The organism is Microbacter margulisiae (assembly GCF_014192515.1).
Taxonomy (GTDB): domain Bacteria; phylum Bacteroidota; class Bacteroidia; order Bacteroidales; family Paludibacteraceae; genus Microbacter; species Microbacter margulisiae.
Genome location: NZ_JACHYB010000002.1, coordinates 1 through 25,160 on the forward strand (window position 1 = coordinate 1; position 25,160 = coordinate 25,160).

A 25,160-nucleotide genomic window follows, 5' to 3' on the forward strand; every position below is an offset into this window, starting at 1 on the left:
ACTACACCATCAGCCATAGGATCAGAAAAGGGGATTCCTATTTCAACCATATCTACATGATGAGCCTGAAGCTGCCGTAAAATTTCGCGAGTGTCATTTAACTGAGGAAACCCTGCTGTAAAATACACAGAAAGAATCCTTGCATTTTTTTGCTGAAAAAGATTGTGAAGGCGATTCATATTATTCTCATTTTCAAAAGTTAAGTTCATTCATAAAAACAGTTAATGCATCTATATTTTTCAAACCAGGAAATATTTCAAACCGGCTATTAACATCAATGCCATATAATTCCGGATGTCTAAAAGACTGTATGCGAAGTATATCATCCAGGCCTATACCACCACTTAAAAAGAAAGGCGTTGCCCCATCATATTCATGCAGAATATGCCAATCATATTGAAGTCCCGATCCACCATAAAGAGGTGTCTTTGAATCGAAAAGCAGATAATTGCAATGAGTATCATAAGCCTTAGCCGTTTGTATATCATTCTTTTTAGCAATGCTTAATGCCTTTATAACTTGCAGTCCTTTATCCTGCAAAAAATGACACATTACCGGCGACTCATTACCATGTAATTGTACCGCCTTTAGATGATATTTTAATGCCATTGTAAGTACAGTTTCCTGATCTTCATCGACAAAGACACCTACAGGACAAACAGACGCCGGAAGATTTGCAATATATTCCGGATCAAGTTTTCCTATAAAACGAGAGGATTTTGAATAAAATATAAAACCCATAAAGTCAGGCTTTAAGGCAGCAACAGAAAAAATATTTTCAGGGTGCTTCATCCCACAAATTTTTATTTTTAAAGTACTCTTCATCTTATCCGATTTATTTTAAAGAATGAATGAAGCGGGCCAAAGCCAGATCAGGATTAACCTCTTTCATAAACGTTTCTCCCATCAAAAAGCCCCGAAATCCAGCCTGGCGAAGCTCCTTAACCGTATGTGGATCGCTAATGCCGCTTTCGGAAATTTTGATATACTCTTCAGGTATAGCAGCGCCTAAGCGAAAAGAAGTTTCTACATCCGTCACAAAAGTTTTCAGATTCCGGTTATTAACACCCACAATATCAACATTGGAATGAATATAGTCGAATTCAGATTTTTCGTGAATTTCGAGCAACACTTCCAGTCCTAATGCATGAGCTTCGCTGGCTAACATCTTACATTCACTGATAGACAAAGCCGCTGCAATCAACAAAACAACATCAGCTCCAGCAGCTTTTGCTATTTGAATTTGATACGGATCGATTATAAAATCCTTACGTAACACAGGGAGTTTAACTAAAGCTCTTGCCTGCTGCAAATCATTGAGGGAACCTCCAAAAAAATATTCGTCCGTCAAAATAGAAAGTCCAGTCGCACCTTCGCTTGCATATCCTGCGGGAATTGTTGACACATCAGCATCAGGGAAAATCCACCCCTTTGAAGGCGATTTACGTTTAAACTCTGCAATAATTCCCGTAGACGAGGAACGCAAAGCATCTTTCAAAGAGTATAACGGATGAGTTTGTTGTTGGATGGCAGATAATAATCCTGCGTTTTTCTGTTCCGCTACTTCAATTTTCTTTCGTGCAATAATGGTATCAAGAATATTCATAAAAATATAAATTGAGAAGGTTAACTATTCAACGCTATAAATTTTTTCAACGTGTTTAATGCGGCACCACTTTCTATAGAGTTTTTTGCCTGATCAATGCATTCTTCCAAAGACAACTCAGGATTAATTGTCCGAATGGCAAAAGCAGCATTAATGACAACCACATTTTTTTGTGCAAGAGTTGCCTTGTTCTGCAACACATTATCGAATATCCTGGCTGCATCTTCAGGAGTTTTCCCTCCGTCCAAAGCAGCTTGAGAAACACGTTCAAAATGTAATAATTCAGGAGTATACATCTTCTCTCCATTTTTATCAATTACCTTAAAATCACTCGTAAGTGAAATCTCATCATAACCATCCAGGCTATGCACGATGGAAAAATCAACATTTTCCTGCTGATACATATAGTAGTACAAACGAGCCATTTTCAGATTAAAAACCCCCAGCATATTACGCTTTGGTTGGATAGGATTCACCAAAGGGCCCAAGACATTGAAGAAGCTACGTACCTGCAACGCTTTTCGCACAGGAGCAACAGTTTTAAGCGCCAGATTAAAGAATGGTGCATGCAAATATGCCATATTCGTCTCTTCAATGGAACGGCGTAAAAGATCGTTGTCGCGGGTAAACTTCACTCCATGCTGCTCCATCACATTTGAAGCACCACTCACGGAGGTTGCTCCATAATTGCCATGCTTGGCTACCTTGTATCCCGCTCCGGCAACCACAAAACAACTTAGTGTTGAAATATTAAATGTGTTGTGGTTGTCACCGCCAGTGCCAACGATATCTATAGGATTATATTCACTTAACGACACGGGAACACGCATCTGAAGCAAAGCTTCGCGAAATCCTATCAACTCATCCACAGTGATGCTTCGCATAAGATATACCGTCACAAAAGCGGCAATCTGAGCATCGTTGTATCTTCCTTCGGCCATATTGGTCAAAACCATCCGGGCCTCTTCCCGATCAAGATATTGATGTTCGAATAATCGATATAAAAGTTCTTTCATACGAAAATAATTTTGTTTAGGTCGTAGAAAATTATAGATTATAATTTCAGCCAGTTTAGGATAATTTGTTCCCCCATTGGAGTTAATACGGACTCAGGATGAAATTGCACACCCCAGACATCATACTCTTTATGGCGTAATGCCATGATAATGCCTTCATCGGAAACAGCCGTTACACGCAAACATTTAGGTAATGCCTGGTTACTGACAATCCAGGAATGATAGCGACCAGCTTCGAAAGTATTCGGAATATTAGTAAACAATGGATCACTCTCGATCACATGCACAGGGCTACTGATGCCATGATATACTTCTTCCGTATTTTCAAGCGTAGCGCCAAAGCTTTCTGCAATAGCCTGATGTCCAAGACAGACTCCCAGTATACTTTTCGTAGGGGCATAACGCTGGATCAAAGGCAACAAAATGCCTGCTTCAGAAGGAATGCCAGGCCCAGGTGAAAGAATTATTTTATCAAAATGCTCAACTTCTTCCACAGCAATCTGATCATTACGAATCACTTCTACCTGATTATATCCCAATTTGCGAACAGCATGTACCAAATTATAGGTAAAAGAATCGTAGTTATCGAAGATTAATAGATTGGATTTCATATATATATCTATTGAAATGATGATTTAATTTTTGAGCGTTGCTGCTAAATCAATAGCTTTCTTCAATGCCCCTAATTTGTTATTAACTTCCTGAAGCTCACTCTCAGGATCTGATTTTGCCACAATACCTGCTCCTGCCTGATAATAAAGCGTATTTTTTATACTTAAGAACGTACGGATAGTAATAGCCTGATTTATATCACCGTTTAGCCCGATATAACCGATGCACCCTCCATAAATGCCTCTTGTATCGGGTTCAATCTCATTGATAAGTTGCATGGCACGCACTTTGGGAGCGCCTGAAAGCGTTCCGGCAGGGAATGTATCGGCAAACAAACGCACCGGATGAACATCAGGGAATAACTTACCGCTCACCCTTGATACCAGATGAATAACATGAGAATAAAACTGCACTTCTTTATAAATATCAAGTTGTACATCAGATGCATTACGGCTCAAATCATTTCGAGCCAAATCGACTAACATCACATGTTCGGCATTTTCTTTCGGATCTTTTAGTAACGCTTCGGCCAATTGAAGGTCTTTTTCATCATCACCGGTACGGCGAAAAGTGCCGGCAATAGGATCAATATATGCTTTGCCTTTTTTCACCTGAACATGTGTTTCGGGAGAAGAACCAAAAATACGGAACGAACCAAAATCAAAATAAAAAAGATAAGGTGACGGATTGATAGAGCGTAAAGCCCTGTAAACCTTAAAATCATCTCCGGTAAAAGGCTGTCCGAAGCGGCGTGAGATCACGATCTGGAACGTATCTCCACGTTTGCAATGTTGGATACCTTGCTTCACTGTCTCCTTATAATGCTCATCGGACATATTGCATAATTCTTCTCCTTTCGGTGCAAAATTATACGAAGCATAGTTCCGGTTTTCCAAATGTGAAATAACCTCGTCCATCCGGCTTTGTTCGGCGTTAAACAGGTTTTCGACAATAAACAATTCGTTTTTGAAATGGTCGATGACCAGAATGTATTTATAAAGAATGTAATACATATCAGGCACCTGCGTTGAACTCTTCTGGGGTTGAATGGGTACTTTTTCAAAATATCGTACGGCATCGTAAGCAGTATATCCAAAGAATCCGTTGAATGGCAATTCATTTTTATTATCAACGATTTCAAACGAATTGGTAAAACGCTGTAATTGTTCCGGAAGCGAGTTATAACTATTAATCGCATAGTTCAATATTTCTCCATTAGGATATTGCTCGGTCACCGTATCGTCCGAAGCAATAAATTTAGCGGCAGCCTGCAACCCAATAAAAGAGTAACTGTTGTCACTTCCGTGATAATCGGAACTTTCAAGCAACACCGATTCCGGGTAAATGTCGCGAATCTTTAGATAAATGGAAACCGGCGTATGCAAATCTGCCAATAGTTTTTTTGATATCGTTCTAAGTTTTGTTTTCATCTGATTATGTTTTTATGTGGTAGCAAAATCACCATTCATCATTCTGTTGCTAAGCTTTTTTATCGTTCATCGCTTTTACATAAGTCTCCATATCTTTATCCCCTCTCCCCGACAAATTTACAACAACAACATCGTCAGGTTTAAAGGAGATTTTGTTGAGAACAGCTAATGCATGTGCCGATTCCAGGGCTGGGATAATTCCTTCCATACGGGTCAGTTCAAAAGCGGCTTCCATGGCTTCGTCATCCGTAATGGCCAATACCTGCGAGCGATGAACCTTTGCCAGATAGGCATGCAAAGGTCCTATACCTGGATAATCCAGTCCTGCCGAGATGGAGTAAGGTTCTTCAATTTGCCCATCTTCACTCTGCATGATCAACGTGCGGCAACCGTGAATAATGCCTTCTTTGCCTAAGTGAATGGTCGCAGCTGAATAAGGGGTATCAACGCCTTTTCCCGCGGCTTCAGCGGCTATAAAGCGCACTTTCTCGTTATCCAGATAATGATAGAAAGCTCCTGCTGCATTACTTCCTCCGCCTACACACGCAACGACATAGTCCGGATAGTTGCGCCCCGTTTTTTCTTCAAGCTGTTGCATCATTTCTTGACTGATAATCGATTGAAAACGGGCAACCAGATCCGGATAAGGATGCGGCCCTATTGTCGATCCTATAACATAGTGGGTATCCACCGGATGACTACACCAGTCGCGGATAGCTTCATTCGTAGCGTCCTTAAGCGTTTTGTTTCCACTATGCACCGGAACCACCGTTGCCCCAAGCATCTCCATTTTTTGAACATTCAGATGTTGTCGCTCCACATCAGTCGCACCCATATAGACAAAACACGGCATATTGAGTAAGGCGCAGACTGTGGCTGTAGCAACTCCGTGCTGACCGGCTCCGGTTTCCGCAATGATACGGGTCTTCCCCATCCGGCGTGCCAAAAGCACCTGTCCTATGGAGTTATTGATTTTATGCGCTCCCGTGTGGTTCAGGTCTTCGCGTTTCAAATAAATAGTAGTCCTGTACTTTTCCGAAAGGCGTTGCGCCAAAAAGAGCGGCGAGGGACGTCCCACATAATCACGCAAAAGATCGGCATATTCTTTCTGAAACGCCGGATCATTGATAATAGAGAGGTAATTATTTTTCAGTTCCTCTATATTAGCATACAAAATCTCCGGAATGTATGCTCCTCCAAATTGGCCGTAGTAACCATTTTCATTTACTTGATAGTTCATGTCGGTATGTATTTGATTGATTCGTTTTGATCCAGTTCTAAAATCGTTTTATACAAAAAAAGCCCGTCGTGATGCGACGGGCTTTGATCTTTATAGGGAAATTGACTTATACAGATACACAGCAGTGCTACTCACGACTTTCGGAAAGTTGTAAGCGCCACCACCAAAATTTATTGATCTGTTGCATTGTCATTTTTTTGTCTGTTTGAATGGCACAAAGATAGACTATTTTTTTCAAAAACAAATATGTCACGAAAAAAAGTTCATTATTCTGCAAAATAACCGTTCGAAAGAAAGCAATTGCAGTAATAAAACGACATTTCGATACCACAATGCCACTCAGAAACCCCGAATTGATCCATAATAGCGATATTCCTGAATTGCCACCGTGCATCATTTGTCATTTTGAGCGTCTTGAAGTAATTTTGCATTCTAAAATCACATAACGACACGCATGAATTTTCAAGACGAGATTAAACGCCGCCGCACTTTTGCCATCATAAGCCATCCTGACGCAGGGAAAACCACACTAACTGAAAAATTATTGCTCTTTGGAGGCGCCATTCATGTTGCCGGCGCTGTAAAATCAAACAAAATAAAGAAAACAGCTACATCCGACTGGATGGAGATTGAAAAGCAACGGGGAATTTCAGTAGCCACATCCGTGATGGGTTTCGACTACAATGGGTATAAAATCAATATCCTCGATACGCCCGGCCACCAGGATTTTGCCGAAGATACATTCCGCACCTTAACTGCCGTCGACAGTGTCATCATCGTGATTGACGCCGCCAAAGGAGTCGAGGCGCAAACGCGGAAACTGATGGAAGTATGTCGTATGCGCAATACGCCAGTCATTGTTTTCATCAACAAAATGGACCGCGAAGGCAAAGATCCTTTTGATTTGTTGGACGAAATCGAGGCTGAGTTGTCCATTCATGTGCGCCCACTCAGTTGGCCGATCGGTGGCGGACAAACTTTCAAAGGGGTTTATAATATTTTTGAACACAAACTCGACCTATACACTCCCAGCAAGCAAACAATCACAGAATCCATTAAGTTTGATGATATTCATCATCCCGATTTGGAAAAATACATTGGCAATCACACCGCAAAATTACGTGAAGACATGGAAATCATCGAAGGTGTTTATCCTCTCTTTGACACAAAACCATATCTGGAAGGCCACTTGGCTCCTGTATTTTTCGGAAGCGCTTTGAATAATTTCGGAGTAAAAGAGCTATTGGACTGTTTCGTACAAATTGCGCCCTGCCCCCTTCCGACACAGGCGATGGAACGTGTCATACATCCTGAAGAAGAAGCCTTTTCCGGCTTCATTTTCAAAATACATGCCAACATGGATCCTAACCATCGGAGTTGTATTGCTTTCGTCAAAGTATGTTCCGGGAAATTCGAACGGAACGTCAACTACAAACATGTGCGCCAAAACAAAATGCTCCGTTTCTCAAGCCCGACAGCCTTCATGGCACAAAAGAAGGAGGTGGTGGACGAGGCTTATCCCGGCGATATCGTGGGGCTTCCCGATACCGGCAATTTCAAAATCGGCGATAGCCTCACTTCCGGAGAGGAGATTCACTTCAAAGGTCTGCCAAGCTTCTCTCCCGAGATGTTCAAATACATCGAGAATGCAGATCCGATGAAAGCGAAACAACTGAACAAAGGCATTGATCAACTGATGGATGAAGGTGTTGCGCAGCTATTTATCCACCAAAATAACGGACGAAAAATTATTGGAACAGTAGGTCAACTTCAGTTTGAGGTGATTCAATACCGATTGCTTCATGAATACGGAGCTCAATCAAAATGGGAACCTCTTTCTTTATATAAGGCTTGTTGGATTGAAAGTGACGACAAGGATGAATTAGAAAACTTCAAACGCCGTAAGTTTCAATACATGGCAGTCGATAAGGAAGGGCGCGATGTCTTTTTAGCAGATTCTGGCTATATCCTACAAATGGCACAACAGGATTTCAAGAATATTCGGTTCCATTTTTCATCAGAATTTTAAAATACAATTCAAGATGGCATTAACAGATATTACTACCGGAACGACACTACAGCAAACATATGTCGTAGAAACAATGCAACTGGCCGATAAAGTCGGATCGGGCTTATTGCCTGTGCTGGCAACCCCGGCTTTGATTGCATGGATGGAAAACACCGCTATGCAGGCAGTCGCTCCATTTCTTACTTCTGCCGAAACAACCGTAGGCATTTCAATTGCCATTACCCACCTCAAAGCATCGCCGCTGAATGCAACCATTACCTGCCATGCGATGATTACAGAAGTGGATGGCAGACGTATCCGTTTTGAAGTAAATGCATATGATGCAGATCAGCATCTTATCGGCGAAGGAACACACGAACGGTTTGTCGTCGATCGCGAACGATTTATGGCAAAACTATCGTAAATTTATTATCGGCTTTATTCTAAAATAAAAGAAGCAGTTCCCATTGGGGAACTGCCTCTTTTGTTATGTGTTGCAAAGACGGTTATTTCTTAATCTTCATCTTGTAGAACGAACGCCATACAAAATAGAATGCAATGATCAGGAATGCACCTCCGATGTAAGGAGCAACCGGACGGAAATTGGCTGAGATTGCAATTTCCATTGCCAAAAGGCCGAACAAGGTTGTAAACTTGATGATCGGATTCATGGCAACAGAAGAAGTATCTTTGAACGGGTCGCCTACGGTGTCACCAACGATGGTAGCATCATGCAATTCGGTACCCTTCATTTTCAGGTCAACTTCAACCACCTTCTTGCTATTGTCCCAGCAACCACCTGCATTTGCCATAAAGATAGCCTGGAACAAACCGAATATGGCAATCGCGATCAGATAGCTAACAAAGAAAGAAGCTGCCGCAAACTGAACTGCCGGAGAAACAACCCCTGTAACTTCAGTCCCGGAGATGAATGCAAATGCCAAAGCAAAGCTAAAGATAGCAGGGAAAATATTCCACATCCCGTGCTGAGCATATTGGGTACAAATCTTCACCACTTCTTTTGATTTCTCCATCGAAGCTTTCTTTTCAGCGTCCGGATCAAGGTTGATGTTGCGTTTGATGTATTCCACAGCACGGTAAGCGCCGGTAGTTACAGCCTGCATCGAAGCACCGGTAAACCAGTAAATGACAGCTCCACCACAAAGGAATCCGAGAATCGTCCATGGATTCAATACGTTAAGGATGGTTTCAGGAGCCACGCCAAGAACATTCTGAATCACCAGAATGATAGAGAAAATCATCGTTGTGGCACCTACAACAGCCGTACCGATCAGTACCGGTTTCGCAGTTGCTTTGAAGGTATTGCCAGCACCATCATTGGCTTCGAGGTAATGTTTTGCTTTTTCGAAGTCAGGTTTGAACCCAAACTCTTTTTCAATTTCAGCAGCAACATTAGGTACATCTTCAATCAATGAGAGTTCATATACAGATTGAGCATTATCGGTTACAGGCCCATAGCTGTCAACGGCAATCGTAACAGGTCCCATGCCCAGCAAACCGAAAGCAACCAAACCAAAGGCAAAAATGGAAGAATAGGACATGAATTGTTCCAGTCCGAAGGTACTGGCCAAATAGGCGATCAACATCAGGACAACAAACACGGCTCCCATCCAGAAAGCAGAGAAGTTACCGGCAACAAAACCGGACAAAATATTCAATGAAGCCCCGCCTTCCTTGCTGGCGCCAACTACTTCCTGTACGTGTGCCGATTTAGGGCTGGTAAAGAGCTTTGTAAATTCAGGGATAAGCGCTCCGCCAAGTGTTCCGCAACTTATGATGACAGATAGAATAATCCACAGATGCGGATTAACCTGACCTAATAATGTGTCGGGACCTACCATGAAATAACTTGCAAAGAAAGTAACGACAATACTCAGCAGCGATGTGATCCAAACCAGATTGGTCAATGGGCGTTCAAAATCCAAATCATCACTATTGCTGTATAGTTTTTTGCTCAAAGCGCCATTAATCCAAAAAGCAACCACTGAAGTGATGATCATCAGGATACGCATTACAAAGATCCATGTCAGGAAGCTTGCCTGCCATTCGGGATTAGCAATGAATTTATTGTTGGTGATGGTACCAACGGCAAGTACGATAAATGAGATAAGAGCTACACCGGTAACCCCGTATGTTTCGAAACCATCAGCGGTTGGACCAACACTGTCGCCAGCGTTGTCACCGGTACAGTCGGCTATAACGCCGGGGTTACGTGGATCGTCTTCGTCAATTTTGAAAACAACTTTCATTAAGTCAGAGCCGATATCGGCAATCTTGGTGAAGATACCCCCTGCAATACGCAGTGCAGCAGCACCCAGAGATTCACCAATGGCAAATCCCACGAAGCATGCTCCGGCTACGTCGCGCGGCATCAATACGAGGATGATCAACATCATGATCAGTTCGATGCTGACAAGCATAACACCGATGCTCATGCCTGCATTCAAAGGAATATTCAGCAACTTGAGCGGTTTGCGTTCCAGCGAAGCAAAAGCCATACGGCTATTGGCCAGTGTATTCATACGAATACCGAACCATGCCACACTGTATGAACCCAGAATACCCAACACGGTCCATCCTAAGATCAGCAATACACCCCAGGCACTGTTGCTTTCGAGGAACCCAAAATAGAACGTAACACACGCTGCGATGAAAAGGAACAACCAGATCAGAAATTTACCCTGTTGGAGTAAATAGGTCTTACAGGTAGCAAAAATAACGTTCGACACATCGAGCATTGATTGATGCGCCCTGATGGCTTTCACTTTCAAGAATTGATAAAGGCCGAACAGAAGGCCTAATGCGCAGATAACAAAACCCCAGATGAGAAGATGGTTCTGATCTGCAGATAAAGTAGGAATTTTAAGATTTGCTTCACTTGCCCATGTCAACATCGGCAGCGAAAGCCCTGCTAATAATAACGACAGTTTTTTCATAAAGACGATTAATTAAAGGTTAGAGTATCTCAAATATAGTTGACAATCACAACCGTGTGATTGTGTGCGTTATTTCTGTTCAGGAGATGCGTTTCGTCTGGCACTACTTTCATTTGAAGCCGCTAAAATATAAAAAATGTCCAACATCACACGTTACTAAATAGTAAATAGCCGGCGTTTATGCCCAAATTATTATAAATATCTTTTTTGAGGGGAATTTTACTTGCAAAATGTAGTTTCAACTACCCTACCCCTCCAAATCGAACCTTATTCACTAAAAATAGCTGGTATATTAAAAAAAGAGTGATACTTTGCACGCAAATAAAGGCTCTGCTTTTTGCCCTGTTGATTTCATTTCCAGCGTTGATTCCCGGGCTTGTTAAACGGTCATGAAGGTTCAGGATGATGCAATGACTGAAAAATATGTTTTTGAACATAGTCTGATTTTTTTGTTGATATTTGCTACCTCAGGAACATTTAATAAATTTGCAGATATTGATTTTTGAAATCGTTTCCGGCAAGAAATTCAGGCAAAAAGCAACGGTCTTTGTGTTTTGTTACGCAAACAATGATGATTCAAAGGATGATCTTTAATATTTAGCAAAATAAACGATCCGGCAACAACGGGTTCAACCATTTTTTGCAAAAAATGACCTGCCGCAGGTTTAAAGCAGCACATCCTGACACAAAAAAAGTGTGGCGCACTCCTGCGGCAAGCCAGAACGCATGGAAAATTGCTTCCCGCAGCAGTGTTTGGACAAATAACGTTAACATTATTGCTTCCTCATTTCTGAGCCGTTAAATAACATCAACATTATTGCTTCCTCATTTCTGAGCGGTGAAAGAACGTTAATGTTATTGCTTCCCGCAGCGATGCGACAGGAAATAACACCAAATAACAAAGCCGGCTCACCATTGTTGACCGGCATACTCTATAAAAACCGAAGAAAAATGGCTTTAGAGAGCAAATATTTTATTTTTTCACTTAATCTTTATCGTTATGTCAATACATAATTTTTCTCTGCGACCTTTGCATAATGAAGAACACTTCAAGTTTCACACCGATGTAGACGGGTTAATCACAGAAGCAACCCCGGAGGTTTTGAAAATTCCCCTACTCTATCCTCCCTACAAAGCCCTTTTGTCCAATGAACTGGAAGCAATGGACAAAATAAGCAAGAGCTCCACAACGGAAAAAATTGACGCAGCCGACATTGCCCGCGACAATGTGATACAAGGAATCGTCAAAATGGATAATGCCATGCTCCATCATTTCGACCCTGCCGTCAGTGAAGCGGCATCGCGGGTGAAAATTGTCCTCGACAGCTTCGCAGGCATAACTCATTATGCCTATGACAAGGAATCGGCAGCCATCATCAAGTTGCTCGAACTGTTGAAAGGCTCTCTGGCAGCCGATGTTGCTGCAATAGGGCTAACAAGCTGGGTGACCGAACTGGAGGCAAAAAACAAGGAGTTTGACGATCTGTTCACCAGCCGTTATGACGAACAGGCTGCGAAATCAGCCCTGCAGATGAAAGATATCCGGGTACAAATAGATGATGCCTACAACAAATTCACAGAACGGATCAACGCGCTGATGGTTATAGAAGGCGAAGCAGCCTATGCCGATTTTGTTACCAAGCTCAACCTGCGCATCGACCATTATGCCAACCTGCTTGCCCTGCGCAAAGGCAGGAACAAAGCCGCTGCAAAAGCTGCTACCGCTACACCGGAAGCATAATAAATTAGCACATACCTCTTATCCGGCCATCCTAAATCGCCGGATAGGGGGCATGAATGTCAAGCAAAACATTATATAAAGGACAAAGAGCAGAAGCCGAAAAGCTTACGAGTAGGCAAAAAGCATGATAAAAAGGAACGTTCTATTATTGGTAGGCATTGCGGTCAATGCGGTATTATTGCAAAGCTGCCTCAAACAATACCCTGCAATATCTTCCAAAACAAAAAAAATAATATGTTGTTGTTCATCCGGAACCACCTGTTCGGCTGTTATTGATACCTCCATGAATTTATGGACCTGGGGAAATAATGATGATGGACAACTTGGCGATGGTACCACAATAAGCAAAACCACCCCTGTTCATATCATTGCCGGAACCAAGTTTAAAGAAGTTTCTGCATCATGGAAAGGCATGTTAGCTATCGATGCAGACAGTAATCTTTGGGCATGGGGTAACAACAGCTACGGACAATTAGGGAACGGGACCACGACAAACAGTGATATCCCAGTACAAGTTATGGCAGGAACAAAATTTATTTCTGCATCGAGCGGAGGCATTTTCTCTTTAGCAATAGATGACCAAGGACATTTATGGGGTTGGGGAGATAATAGTTACGGAGAATTAGGAAGTAGTCCCGGAGGCAATGTTACGACGCCACAGGAAATAGAACCATCAGTTTCTTTCAAAGTCATTTCAGCAGGATCGGAATTTGCATTAGCTATTGACAACTCAGGCAATATCTGGTCATGGGGCTTAAATAGTAACATGCCATTAGGAATTGATACATTAGCAGCAGGAGTAATCTATTGTCCACCACACAAAATAAATTCCAATCAAAAATTTACAGCCATTGCAGCCGAATGGCTTGATGCCTTAGCAATAGACGAATCAGGTAACCTATGGATATGGGGCGAAGTAGGTATGGAAACTCCACTGTACCTGCAAAAAGCAAAACCTTATCAGATTCAATCCGGAACACAGTTTACCGTTATATCAACCTCAACTACGGCAATAGCCATTGATGACTCAGGCCATTTATGGAGCTGGGGAAGCAATTATAACGGACAAATAGGAGATGGAACATACTCTTCATCTTCTTATCCCTTAAGATTACAATCAAGCACACCGTTTGTAGCAGCTTCATGCTCAAATTCTGTTTTGGCTTTTGGCGAAGATGGCAGTTTGTGGGCCTGGGGAGATAATCAATATGGGCAACTAGGCGATGGAACTACTGTCAGCAGAGCTACGCCTGAACGCATTTATTTGGAAGATGGAAATAAGTAGTCCATGGATGAATACAGCACAAAACCATCAAAAGATAAAATGATGAGAAAGAATATCTACATATTGGGAATAGCAATTCTTAGCATATTGGCATGCATATCATGCTCAAAAAACGAAGATGTTAGAATCACAACACAAAACGCAAAATGTGCATTAGGCGACTATGTTGGCATATATCTGGATGCATCGGGAAACATTTGGACTTGGGGAAATAATCAATTTGGAGGATTAGGAAATGGAAATACGACAGGATTAACAACTCCTGCCAAACTAAACACGGACAACCATTTTGTTTCTGTTGCATCCGGGATAAGTCATGGCTTAGCTATTGATAATTCAGGAAACCTGTGGGTATGGGGCAATAATACCTACGGACAATTGGGGGATGGGACAAGAAATTCCTCTCTTGTTCCCAAACAAATCATGGCCGGAACAAAATTCGTATTTATAGCATCCGGAGGGTATAACTCATTTGCTATTGATGCTGCAGGAAATCTATGGGGATGGGGGGACAATTCATATGGAGTTCTGGGAGATACAATCAATAATATCATAGTAAGCCCTACCCAGTTTAAACCAGGCATTCGATTTCAACAGGTTTCATGTCGCGGTTACAGTGTAGTAGCGCTGGATATTTCAGGTAACTTGTGGACTTGGGGTAATAATGAATTTTCCCAATTAGGCGATGGTACGCGAATAAATAGAACAACACCAGAAATGATATCCGACGGCGTGAAATTTAAGTATGCAATAATGGGGGATGTTACTGGATTAGCGATTGATGTCTCAGGTCAACTTTGGGCATGGGGACAAAATTCATGGGGACAATATGGGGATAGCACACAACTCAGTTCTTCTATTCCCCAAAAAGTGCAAACAGAAAAAAGATATCAGATGATTTCTTCAGTTTCAGACTTTGTTTTCGGTATTGATGAATCCGGATTACTTTGGGGATGGGGAACCAGTTTTGACAATTATCTATTAGGCAAACTATTGGTTCTTGTACCTATTCAGATTATGCCCGGTAAAACATTTCAATATGTAGCAGATGGAGACTATAGCGTTCTTGCAATTGACACAGAAGGGTCTCTTTGGGGTTGGGGGGACAACGAACATGGAGAGCTCGGTAACGGAACAACAACTCCTGTTGCCACACCTATACAAATCAATATTACTCCGTAATTCTTATATTTCGTCCAAAAAAACATAAAGGAGGATATCCATATACAATGGATATCCTCCTTTATTATATCATTGCAGTTGCTATCTTCAGATTTTCATTGTCCATTGTCAATTGAATACGACTTCTTTAACTTTCTGTGTGCAGCCAATGTGTCCGTTTTATCCGCATTGTCTGTTGTGCGTCAAGAAAAATCATGAAGCATAGCGTAAAAACAAAAACTGTTTGAGCGAAGCGAGTTTTTTTGTTTTAGCGTAGCGGAATGATTTTTTAGCAACAATAGGCAGAGCGGTGGCATTTTTGTTTACTTTTTTTGCTGTAGAAAAAAGTAAAAGCCCGTCCGGTTTGAGGACAAAAGCTATATGAATCACAAAGGAAACATAGTATCCATGTATCTTAAAAAAAGAAGAGACTATGTATTATATTCCCTCTCCTATTACATTCTGTCCGGCATCTCGATGCCCAGCAATGACATGGCCGTGAAGAGCACTTTCGCGGTATTCGACGAAAGCATCAGGCGGAATGTACGCAATGCCTCGTTACCTTCCTTCAGAATGGGATAGTCATGATAGAACTGGTTGTACTCCTTGGCCAGCTCGTAGGCATAATTGGCCACCACTGCCGGCGAATATTCCGTCCCTGCTTCTTCCACCACCGAAGGAAATTCGTTGAGCAACTGCACCAGACTGATCTCCTTTTCCGAAAGCGGTTCCGAGATGTTTATCACCCCGCTGACTTGCAGCGAAGCCTCTTCGGCCTTACGCATCACGGAACGGATACGGGCATAGGTGTATTGGATAAACGGGCCGGTATTCCCGTTAAAATCAACCGACTCCTTGGGATTGAAAGTCATGTTTTTGCGCGGGTCAACCTTCAGAATAAAATATTTCAGAGCGCCCAGACCGACTTTGCGCACAATTTCATTCGCCTCCTCCGTCGTGCATTGGTCGAGCTTGCCCAGCTCCTCCGACATCTGACGGGCAGTAGCCGTCATTTCGTCAATCAGGTCATCGGCATCAACTACCGTGCCTTCGCGCGATTTCATCTTGCCTTCCGGCAGTTCAACCATACCGTAGGAGAAATGCACCAGATCTTTGCCCCAGGCAAAACCCAACTTGTCCAGCAGGATGGAGAGCACCTGAAAATGGTAGTTTTGTTCATTCCCCACCACATAGATCATCTTGTTGATAGGATAATCGTCATAACGAAGCTTCGCCGTGCCAATGTCCTGCGTCATGTAAACCGAGGTACCGTCAGCACGAAGCAACAGTTTTTCGTCAAGGCCGTCGGCTGTCAGGTCAGCCCACACGGAATTATCGGAACGTTGATAGAAGATGCCTTTGGCAACTCCCTCCTCAACCTTTTGCTTTCCGGTCAGGTAAGTCTCCGACTCATAATAAATCTTGTCGAAATCAACGCCCAGCGCTTTGTACGTAGCATCAAACCCGGCATAAACCCAGTGGTTCATCATTTCCCACAGCGAGCGGACTTCCGGATCGCCGGCTTCCCATTTGCGAAGCATCTCCTGTGCTTCAAGCATCAGCGGAGCCTCTTTCTTGGCCTGCTCTTCGTCAATTCCCTTCCCCATCAGCTCCTGAACCTGCTGCTTATATGCTTTGTCGAATTTCACATAGTAATCGCCCACCAGATGGTCACCTTTCATGCCTGTTGATTCAGGCGTAGCGCCGTTCCCGAATTTCTGCCAGGCCAGCATCGACTTACAGATATGGATACCGCGGTCGTTCACTATATTGGTTTTCACCAGGCGGTTGCCGTTTGCTTTGACAATCTCGCCAAGGCTGTACCCCAACAGGTTGTTGCGGATATGTCCCAGGTGCAGCGGCTTGTTGGTATTAGGCGATGAATATTCGATCATCACCAGCGGCGCATCCGAAGCAGCAGCTTTGACGCCGAAAGCAGGTTGTGCGTCGATAGCGCGAAGTGTCTCAATCCAGTAACTTTGTGCGATCGTAAGGTTAAGAAAACCCTGGATAACATTGAACTTTGCGATCACCGGATTGTTTTGTTGCAGGTATTCGCCAATCGATTGGGCAATAGCAGCGGGCGACTGGCGCAACTGTTTTGCCAAAGGAAAAATCACAATCGTCACATCCCCCTCAAACTCTTTCTTGGTTTTCTGCACTTGCAGCGCCTGCCCGTCAACAACAACGTGATAGACATTATCGACAGCTTCGCATACCGCTTTCCGGATTGTAGTTTCAATGCTCATAACTGATTCGTTTTTTATGGAAAAGAGAGCCGGCTCTTTTTTCTATGGATGATTTCATTCAATTTTTTTATTCTCAATAACAGCCGTCTGGCAATTACCCGATTTGCATACCGCTGTCCGCGTACGCTTTCTTAATTGCATCTGGCTGACAAAAAGGCCCCCGATCACAATGGCAATGCCAACCATTTGCTGAAATGCCAGCACTTCATGCAAAATTAAGGCGGCAAACACAGCCGTGATAGCAGGCATCAGATTGCAAAACACATTACTCCGTGTCACACCGATGCGGCGTACAGCCTCAGCAAACAACACAAACGCAATGAACGATGCAAACACGGCCAGCATCAGCACACTCTCCACCGAATCGGCACGCAACACCAAATGAGAAAGCTTCGGCCCGTCGAAATGGATAAAGAAAGGCATGAAGAAAAATATGCCGATCAGATTCTGGTAACCAACAATGGTGATACCGTTATAATGCGCCGAAAGGCGTTTCAACACAACCGAATAAAAGATGGCAGACACCACTGCCAAAGCAAGTAACAACAACCCTATACTATCCGTTTCGGCGCCAGATTGCGACTGGTGTCCCGTGACAATAGCAATCACACCGCCAACCGATAACACAATGCCGGCAATATTTGCCCAAGTGACGCGTTCCTTCAGTAGAAAGTAAGCCACAACCGGGGCAAACAACGGGATTGTTGAAATGACAACCGAAGCTGTTGTCGGACTTACACGGGTCAGGCCATATGTCTCGCCAATAAAATACAAAAACGGTTCAAACAGCGCCATCAGCAGAAACCACTTGATATCTTCGCGCCGGGGCGTCTGCATGTAACGGGACAGATACCCGAAAGCAAACAACAGGACAGCCGATATGGACAAACGCAGCTCAAGCAGGGTTAAAACAGGGAAAGTACGCATGGCAATGTTTGTCCAGACGTACGAAATCCCAAAAAAGATCATAGCAATAATGATGGCTGCATATGTGGTAATGGGTTGAAAAAGCTTGTGCTGTCGAATTGTACTAAACATATGTAAGTTCCTTCATCCACTGATGAATTGTGTCCCACCGATCGGAAACAATCTTGGGACCGATCTCTTCAATGACATTGGCAGCAAGGAACGAACCGATCTGCCCCGACATTTCCAATGGCAATGAATGAATCCAACCATATAAAAACCCTGCTGCATAAGCATCACCGGCGCCGGTCGTATCTACTCTTTTGGCTTCGTAAACAGGAACATGCAACTGGTCGTCACCATGCCGGATGATGGACCCCCTGGCCCCAATCTTCACCACAGCAATGGAACACATGGAAGCCAATTCTGCGACTGCCGGTTCCAATTCTTTTCCTGTAAGCGCTTTGACCTCATCTTCATTTGCAAAAACAATATCCACTTTTTCGGCAATGATCTGTTGCAGAAAATCAAGATGCTCTTCCACTACGTTGAAACTTGACAAATCAAGAGAAACAGTTACCCCGTGATTTTTCGCATAATTGATAGCGTTTCGTATCAAATCATAGTTTTGTACCAAATACCCTTCAATATGGAACAAACGGAATCCTTCAAACTGTTCGTGGCGTAAATCTTCCGCCGACATATCAGCGCTGGCACCAAGATAGGTACACATGGTACGTTCTCCATCTGCCGAAATAAGTACAGTACAACGTCCTGAAGGTTGTTGTGAATAGAAGAAAGAGGGAACTACCCCGTTGTTGGTCGTTTCCTGACGGAAGAAATTTCCGATTTCATCCTTCCCGATCTTCCCGATAAATTCTGTGATAACACCGAGGCGTGCAAGAATGCTCAAGGTGTTGGATGCCGATCCACCGGCAACATAATGTGCGGTATAATGTGAAGTCTCCTTTTGTAACAGCTTCAACATGGCGTTATCTATCAACTGCATGCTACCTTTCGGAAGGTTCAGGCGATGAAGCATTTCATCAGACTCCAACACTGTTAACACGTCAACAAGGGCATTTCCCATGCCCAGAATTTTATTTGACATTTTCTGCTGATTAAGTAAATATTGCAATTAAAAAAAGCGGCACAAAGGTAGCAATTTTTCCACACTCATTTTAGCATGGACTGACCAGAAAGCCATTACCTGGCAATCCACAAAAACAAACCATGCATTTGTCCAAAGCGCCATCAAAATTTAGAGGCTGGATTTACAGATCAAATCCAATATCCCTGCGATAATATTTTCCTTCGAAATCAATCAGTTTGGCATTCTCAAGCGATTGCCGGCAAGCTTCATCTTTCGTAGCGCCATAAGAACTGATGGCAATTACACGGCCTCCGTTGGTCACCACATTCCCTTCTGCCAATTTAGTCCCGGCATGGAAAAGATAACTGTCTTTGATCCGTTCGAATCCGCTCATCACTTTTCCTTTCTCATAAGCGCCCGGATAACCTCCGGCTACCAACATGACCGTAACAGCATAGCGAGGATCGAATTCCACCTTTTTCGTATCCAGATTCTCATCAATAATGCCCTGCAGCAGATCCACCAAATCGCTTTTTAATCGCAACATGACAGCTTCAGTTTCAGGGTCGCCCATTCTGGCGTTGTATTCAATCACATACGGATCGTTGTTCACATTGATGAGGCCAAAGAAAATAAAGCCTTTGTAAACAATGCCCTCCTCTTTCAGCCCGTTAATGGTCGGTTCAATGACCCGGGTAATAATTTTTTGACGAAATGATTCATCTACAAATGAGACAGGGGAAACTGCTCCCATTCCACCTGTATTCAAACCCTGATCGCCTTCGCCAATGCGTTTGTAATCCTTAGCTTCAGGCAAAAGCACATAATGCGTCCCGTCGGTCATGACAAACACAGAACATTCGATGCCCGACAAAAATTCTTCAATGACAACCGTGTTCCCGGCAGCTCCGAATTTTCCGCCAAGCATTTGCTCCAGCTCGCTGGCAGCTTCATCCGGATCGTGCAGAATCAATACCCCTTTACCGGCAGCCAATCCGTCAGCTTTAAGCACATAGGGAGCTTTCATGGATTGCAGAAAAGCGATACCGTCTGCCAATGTTTCAGAGGTAAAGCTCTTGTAACGCGCCGTCGGAATTGAATGACGCATCATGAATTGTTTCGAAAAATCTTTGCTCCCTTCCAATTGGGCAGCTTCACGGTTTGGGCCAATCACCGGAATGTCACGCAACTGTTCATCGGCAGCAAAAAAATCGACAATACCATGCACCAACGGATCTTCCGGGCCCACAATGACTACACCAATACCATGATCCAAGACTGTCTTTTTTATCCCTTCAAAATCATTCACAGCAAGATGAAGATTGGTACCTATTGCAGCCGTTCCCGCATTGCCCGGAGCAATATACAAATGAGACAAAAGAGGACTTTGACTAAGTTTCCAAGCCAAAGCATGTTCGCGACCACCACTACCTAATAAAAGAATGTTCATGACTGTTGGAGTTGAATAGTTGACAGATTGTATGTTGTTTATAAAGTATCTAATGGCTTCTTACGGGCTCCGTGACAGGTTCAGTTACCAACGCACGTTCCACATCTTCTTTCGATTTGCTGGTTGTCACCAGATATACTCCCGCGAAAATCAAGAAAGCAGCAACCGGTTTAATCCAGGTAAAAGCCTCTTTACCCATTAAAATAGAAATCAACGACGCTACTAACGGTTGCAGATAATTATACATGCCGATGGTTGTTGGCCGGATGCGCTTTTGGGAAAACGGAATCAGAAGATACGTAATAAATGTCGCCCCGATGAGCATGTATAAAAAACTATTCCATGCAAACAAAGGAGCATGATGAAAGATGTTAGAATTGACAAGTCCCTTAATCTCAAACGGTGAAGTAAAAATAGCAGCAAACAGAAACATCCATTTCATAATCGTCAATGGCTGATAACGCTTTGAAATGTCCCGTGTAACGATCAGAAAAAAAGCATAGGACAAACTGCTACCCATACAAAGAACATCTCCGAACACAGACGAATTATGATTGTTTCCTTCGACCTCAGTCGTAAAAATGATAGCTAAAACACCTATTAATCCTAAAAATACGCCTCCGGTTTTTTTCATGGTAATGGGTTCCTTCAAAAAAATGAAGGAAATAATCATGACCAGAAGAGGAGTAATAGTTGATACAATCGAGGCTTCAGATGAAGTGGTGCGTAGCAAACCTTCAATAAAGAATCCCTGGTTAAAAACAATACCCAAAATAGCACCCAACATCAAGATGCCCAAATCCTTCAACGGGACACGCTCCGAATGCACAAACAAAGATGTGACCCAAAACGCAATTGCACCAAACAAAAACCGGGAGTAGCTCATTGCTTCAGCTGACATCCAGTTTGGCAACAACATCTTCGAAAACGGAACGTTGGCACCAAAAATGATGGAAGCAACAACCATAGCTATATGCCCTTTGAACTTTTCCTGATTCATTATGTAATGAAATATAACAAGCTGTTTGTTAAGAATATTCTTCAATGCAATCACATTCCTTGAAATCCTTCCAGCAGTCTGTAGATATGTTTTCAAGCAAATTAATTGAATGACGCAAAAATACAACAAAAAAGCAGGAAAAGATGGATCCTCTTTCCTGCTTCTATAGGCTTACTGGTTTAATGCAGATTAATTAGCATCAACTTTAATGACTTTGTACCAAATCTGATCATTGTAAATGACCGCCTGATATTGAACGCCATCTACAATATAGTAAGTATTTCCGTCAATAATCAGTTGTTGCCCACCCTGTGGAATGCTTTGCACCAAAGCGCCCAGAGGAGGCTCAACAACAACATACTCAGGACCAACACGTTGATAATAGGCTCCAGCATAATAATAGTAAGGAATATTCATCAGGGAGAAAGTAATGAATCCCATTGGCAAAAATCTGATTCTAAAACCAACCGGAGGGGCACAAACCACATAATGACCACTGTAAGGACGGTAAAAGATGCCATTATTGAAGGCAAAACGTATGCCTGCATGCACTCTAACAATACTTCCGGAAGGCAAAGCATCAATAGCTGCACCACGTGCCGGCCAATTATGTTCCGGTCTGTTAACGCTAACAATGCGGTTATTGATTGTCACATTGTTCGAAGAATAGACATTTCCCGGCATACGCCCTTCTGGAGTGATATTTGGACGATTATACGGACGTTCTTTCATCATCCGATTTTCGCGCCGTTCAAGTTTCATTTCTTTCCGTTCGCCTTTCCCTTCATGCATCCTGCCTCCTCGCTCGTGATGTTCTCCTTCTCCACGTGCTGCAACTGGCATTGTTATTGAAAAAAGAAAAATAAGAGTTATCATAACGGTGTAGATGAACCGTGATTGGAACGAATATGGATTCCATGATTTAAATCGCAATAATTCAATCGTTTTCATAAAGCTGTGTTTTAGAAGTGAATTTGGAAGCTCTTTCTACACCTTTGACCATTATCTTACTAAAAAGTTTAATCGACTTGTATAACAAGATAGCGAGAAACGCTCCAGAATTCCTTATAATCTTTGATATTAAGCACATAATTGCCATCTTTCTTATCAAGCGAATAGGATCCCTGAGGATGCGTCGTCAATATTTTGACTCTTTTGGAATAAAGAGGAATGCTTTTTACCTGACGAATATCAATCTTTACGAAATATTGTCTGTTGAAATCTTTCTGAAGTATTTTTTCCTGAGAAAACAAACCACCGCCACTGATAATCTTCTGCGCTTTCAATTCTTTAGCCGTACCGAACACATACCATGCAGTATTCAGTTTTGTATCTTGTGAAGCAATCTCCTGTTGTTGTGCCTGTTTTTGAGCATTTAACGTGTTTACAGTTTGATGCAGGGTATCTACGTTTCTACTTAATTCAGTGATGGTAGCATCCTTAATTTTCAACTGGTCTGAAAGAGCCTGAATGGTCTGAATCTTTTCGTTTAAGGTTGCATTGAGCCGTGCAACAGTTTGCTCCAAGGCAGCTATGCGCAAATTACTTCTGCTAAGTTTGTGATTCAACACAGCCAGTTTTTCCTGATTAGCTTTCAGTATCTCACTGATCTGGATCACATCATCGTTTATCTGGGTGCGGATATCAGGAGCGTTCTCATTCGATTTATTTGTTTGGATATAATTCTCCATTTCTTTGATTTTGCTGAAGTTATCTTCAATCTCATTCATCGATGTGAGATAATCATTTGTTTCACTTTCTAGTTGTGCTTTGGCGTGCAACAAAGAATCATTTTCCTGTTGCAATTTTTTTACATCAGATGTTGGGTGACTACACGATGCAACAAGTGCCACACTGAGGATAAAAAGGAGTTGTTTCATAGCTGTGAATATTGAAAATGAGTAGATTAGTATTTCTTCCCGCTGATAAAAATTATGTGGCAAAGGTAATACAAAAAAAAGTGGATTAACTCTCTTTGCCAGCAACAATTAGCACAATTTCTCCTTTAGGTGGATGAGCTTCAAAATGAGTTACCAGTTCGGGTAGCGTGCCGCGTACAGTCTCTTCATATATTTTTGTCAATTCACGGGAAACAGAGGCTTTACGTTCAGCACCTAAAACCTCTCCTAACTGCTGTAAAGTCTTGATCAGACGGAAGGGAGATTCATAAAAAATCATGGTGTGCGTTTCCTCCGACAATTCTTTCAAACGGGTCTGCCTTCCTTTTTTTTGCGGCAAGAAACCTTCAAAGCAGAAGCGGTCATTTGGTAACCCGGAATTTACCAAAGCGGGCACAAATGCAGTTGCACCAGGCAAACATTCTACTTCAAGATCCCGTTCAACACATGTGCGAACCAAAAGAAATCCAGGATCGGAAATGGCCGGCGTACCTGCATCCGAAACCAATGCCATTGTTTCTCCTTGTGCAATCCGATCAGCCAAAGCAGCGACTGTCTGATGTTCGTTGAATTTATGATGCGATGTCATGCGGGTTTCTATCTGAAAATGGTGCAATAAAAAACCGGTTGTACGGGTATCTTCTGCTAAAATCAGATCGACCTCCTTAAGAATTCGCAGTGCCCGAAAGGTCATATCTTCCAAATTGCCTATCGGAGTTGGTACGAGATATAATTTGCCCATAAGTAAAGCTCTCTAACTTCTAAAATTTACGCATCACCAGATTTAAAAACGCAATGACATGTGTATTATTTTCGTCCCATCCAAACGTATGTAACAACGACATAGCCTCTTCTTTGGTGGTAGCAGCATTAAGCTGGGTAAGTGTTGTATTGAATTTTTCTCCATTTCCCCCAAATAACTCACGTTGAAAACGGAACCGATCAGCCAAGGTAATGGCCTGACGCAAATCTTCCACTTTACTTTTTTGCAAAGTCTCAGCCAGAGAAGCTTCTGCCTGTAGAGCAATGGTGTCATTCAGCGATTGTTTGTTGCTGTTTAATATTTCTGCCAAAGAAGTACTTGTTCCCTTTACATGAATGGGTTCTTTTATATCTGACACGTTTTCCATAACCGGGAGTTCTGGGATAACAACTTCAATATGCGGATCATTCATTGCGGCAGGCTGAATTGGAACAGATTCATCACTGGTAATCTTTTGTGCAGGTTCAGCTATTACTGTTGTAATGGGTTGTTGTACTTCTATTGCTTCTTCGAAATCAATTTTTTCAACTGATTTATGAGTTTCCGGTACAGGCAAATGAGAAATTTGATCCAGATCCTCTAAGATAGCATTGACTTTACTTTTTGTAAGCGAAAGAAGAGTTGGAGAAAGGGTATTGATCTCTTTCATCCCTTTTACAAGAACTTCCAATTCGCTGATTTCCTTTTCAATTAAGGTAAATAAAATAGTTTTGTTCATAAGTTTTTCCATTGGCAGGTAACAAAA

22 protein-coding genes are annotated in these 25,160 nt (G+C 42.5%); 5 read left to right on the forward strand and 17 right to left on the reverse strand.

Annotation, left to right across the window (positions count from 1 at the left end; translation table 11 throughout):
* From FHX64_RS09220 to trpB, 7 genes are all read right to left on the reverse strand, one after another.
* Window positions 1-179 (reverse strand): tryptophan synthase subunit alpha (locus tag FHX64_RS09220; RefSeq protein WP_183413584.1); only part of this gene is annotated, 179 nt, incomplete at its 3' end.
* 13 nt (window positions 180-192) lie between these two features.
* Window positions 193-825 carry a phosphoribosylanthranilate isomerase gene (locus FHX64_RS09225; protein WP_183411795.1) on the reverse strand — a complete coding sequence of 211 codons (633 nt, stop codon included), beginning with the start codon at window positions 823-825 and terminating at the stop codon, window positions 193-195.
* A gap of 10 nt (window positions 826-835) precedes the next feature.
* Window positions 836-1,606, reverse strand: coding sequence for an indole-3-glycerol phosphate synthase TrpC (gene trpC / locus FHX64_RS09230; protein WP_183411794.1), 771 nt, complete (start codon window positions 1,604-1,606; stop codon window positions 836-838).
* A gap of 20 nt (window positions 1,607-1,626) precedes the next feature.
* Window positions 1,627-2,622: an anthranilate phosphoribosyltransferase gene (trpD, locus tag FHX64_RS09235; protein ID WP_183413585.1), complete on the reverse strand. Its 996-nt coding sequence runs from the start codon at window positions 2,620-2,622 to the stop codon at window positions 1,627-1,629.
* 38 nt (window positions 2,623-2,660) lie between these two features.
* Window positions 2,661-3,233, reverse strand: coding sequence for an anthranilate synthase component II (locus FHX64_RS09240; protein ID WP_183413586.1), 573 nt, complete (start codon window positions 3,231-3,233; stop codon window positions 2,661-2,663).
* 24 nt (window positions 3,234-3,257) lie between these two features.
* On the reverse strand, window positions 3,258-4,664 hold the full coding sequence (locus tag FHX64_RS09245) for an anthranilate synthase component I family protein (protein WP_183413587.1): 1,407 nt from the start codon (window positions 4,662-4,664) through the stop codon (window positions 3,258-3,260).
* 49 nt (window positions 4,665-4,713) lie between these two features.
* Window positions 4,714-5,904: a tryptophan synthase subunit beta gene (gene trpB, locus FHX64_RS09250; protein WP_183413588.1), complete on the reverse strand. Its 1,191-nt coding sequence runs from the start codon at window positions 5,902-5,904 to the stop codon at window positions 4,714-4,716.
* 454 nt (window positions 5,905-6,358) lie between these two features.
* On the opposite strand from trpB, the gene FHX64_RS09255 reads away from it, so the two are divergent.
* Together FHX64_RS09255 and FHX64_RS09260 are read left to right on the forward strand one after the other, a co-directional pair.
* Entirely contained in the window at window positions 6,359-7,933 is a 1,575-nt protein-coding gene (locus tag FHX64_RS09255) for a peptide chain release factor 3 (RefSeq protein WP_183413589.1), read from the forward strand.
* A gap of 13 nt (window positions 7,934-7,946) precedes the next feature.
* Window positions 7,947-8,336, forward strand: a complete 390-nt coding sequence (locus FHX64_RS09260) for a thioesterase family protein (protein WP_343053510.1) — start codon at window positions 7,947-7,949, stop codon at window positions 8,334-8,336.
* Between the two features lie 82 nt (window positions 8,337-8,418).
* On the opposite strand, the gene FHX64_RS09265 is transcribed toward FHX64_RS09260, so the two are convergent.
* The gene (locus FHX64_RS09265) at window positions 8,419-10,869 is read right to left on the reverse strand and encodes a sodium-translocating pyrophosphatase (RefSeq protein ID WP_183413590.1); all 2,451 of its coding nucleotides are present in this window, start codon (window positions 10,867-10,869) and stop codon (window positions 8,419-8,421) included.
* 1,000 nt (window positions 10,870-11,869) lie between these two features.
* On the opposite strand from FHX64_RS09265, the gene FHX64_RS09270 reads away from it, so the two are divergent.
* The 3 genes from FHX64_RS09270 (at window position 11,870) to FHX64_RS09285 (ending at window position 15,077) form a co-directional block, all read left to right on the forward strand.
* Window positions 11,870-12,610, forward strand: coding sequence for a DUF6261 family protein (locus FHX64_RS09270; protein WP_183413591.1), 741 nt, complete (start codon window positions 11,870-11,872; stop codon window positions 12,608-12,610).
* Between the two features lie 124 nt (window positions 12,611-12,734).
* The gene (locus tag FHX64_RS09280; protein WP_484502636.1) at window positions 12,735-13,895 is read left to right on the forward strand and encodes an RCC1 domain-containing protein; all 1,161 of its coding nucleotides are present in this window, start codon (window positions 12,735-12,737) and stop codon (window positions 13,893-13,895) included.
* Between the two features lie 3 nt (window positions 13,896-13,898).
* A complete protein-coding gene (locus FHX64_RS09285; RefSeq protein WP_183413594.1) occupies window positions 13,899-15,077 on the forward strand; it encodes an RCC1 domain-containing protein in 1,179 nt (392 codons plus the stop codon).
* Window positions 15,078-15,511: 434 nt separating this feature from the next.
* On the opposite strand, the gene argS is transcribed toward FHX64_RS09285, so the two are convergent.
* From argS to FHX64_RS09330, 9 genes are all read right to left on the reverse strand, one after another.
* Window positions 15,512-17,305, reverse strand: coding sequence for an arginine--tRNA ligase (gene argS / locus FHX64_RS09290; protein WP_183413595.1), 1,794 nt, complete (start codon window positions 17,303-17,305; stop codon window positions 15,512-15,514).
* 54 nt (window positions 17,306-17,359) lie between these two features.
* Window positions 17,360-18,343 carry a DMT family transporter gene (locus FHX64_RS09295; RefSeq protein ID WP_183413596.1) on the reverse strand — a complete coding sequence of 328 codons (984 nt, stop codon included), beginning with the start codon at window positions 18,341-18,343 and terminating at the stop codon, window positions 17,360-17,362.
* Complete coding sequence (locus FHX64_RS09300) at window positions 18,336-19,322, reverse strand: adenosine kinase (protein WP_183413597.1); 987 nt, start codon at window positions 19,320-19,322, stop codon at window positions 18,336-18,338. Before FHX64_RS09300 ends, FHX64_RS09295 begins: the two co-directional genes overlap by 8 nt.
* Before the next feature lie 163 nt (window positions 19,323-19,485).
* Window positions 19,486-20,754, reverse strand: a complete 1,269-nt coding sequence (gene purD, locus FHX64_RS09305; RefSeq protein ID WP_183413598.1) for a phosphoribosylamine--glycine ligase — start codon at window positions 20,752-20,754, stop codon at window positions 19,486-19,488.
* A gap of 49 nt (window positions 20,755-20,803) precedes the next feature.
* Window positions 20,804-21,754 carry a DMT family transporter gene (locus FHX64_RS09310; RefSeq protein ID WP_183413599.1) on the reverse strand — a complete coding sequence of 317 codons (951 nt, stop codon included), beginning with the start codon at window positions 21,752-21,754 and terminating at the stop codon, window positions 20,804-20,806.
* Between the two features lie 189 nt (window positions 21,755-21,943).
* Window positions 21,944-22,705, reverse strand: a complete 762-nt coding sequence (locus FHX64_RS09315) for a DUF6515 family protein (RefSeq protein WP_183413600.1) — start codon at window positions 22,703-22,705, stop codon at window positions 21,944-21,946.
* Window positions 22,706-22,773: 68 nt separating this feature from the next.
* Window positions 22,774-23,634: a Cbp1 family collagen-binding glycoprotein adhesin gene (locus tag FHX64_RS09320; protein WP_183413601.1), complete on the reverse strand. Its 861-nt coding sequence runs from the start codon at window positions 23,632-23,634 to the stop codon at window positions 22,774-22,776.
* An 85-nt stretch (window positions 23,635-23,719) separates the two neighbouring features.
* On the reverse strand, window positions 23,720-24,394 hold the full coding sequence (rsmI, locus tag FHX64_RS09325) for a 16S rRNA (cytidine(1402)-2'-O)-methyltransferase (RefSeq protein WP_183413602.1): 675 nt from the start codon (window positions 24,392-24,394) through the stop codon (window positions 23,720-23,722).
* Window positions 24,395-24,413: 19 nt separating this feature from the next.
* The gene (locus tag FHX64_RS09330; protein WP_183413603.1) at window positions 24,414-25,133 is read right to left on the reverse strand and encodes a hypothetical protein; all 720 of its coding nucleotides are present in this window, start codon (window positions 25,131-25,133) and stop codon (window positions 24,414-24,416) included.
* Between the last annotated feature and the right edge of the window lie 27 nt (window positions 25,134-25,160).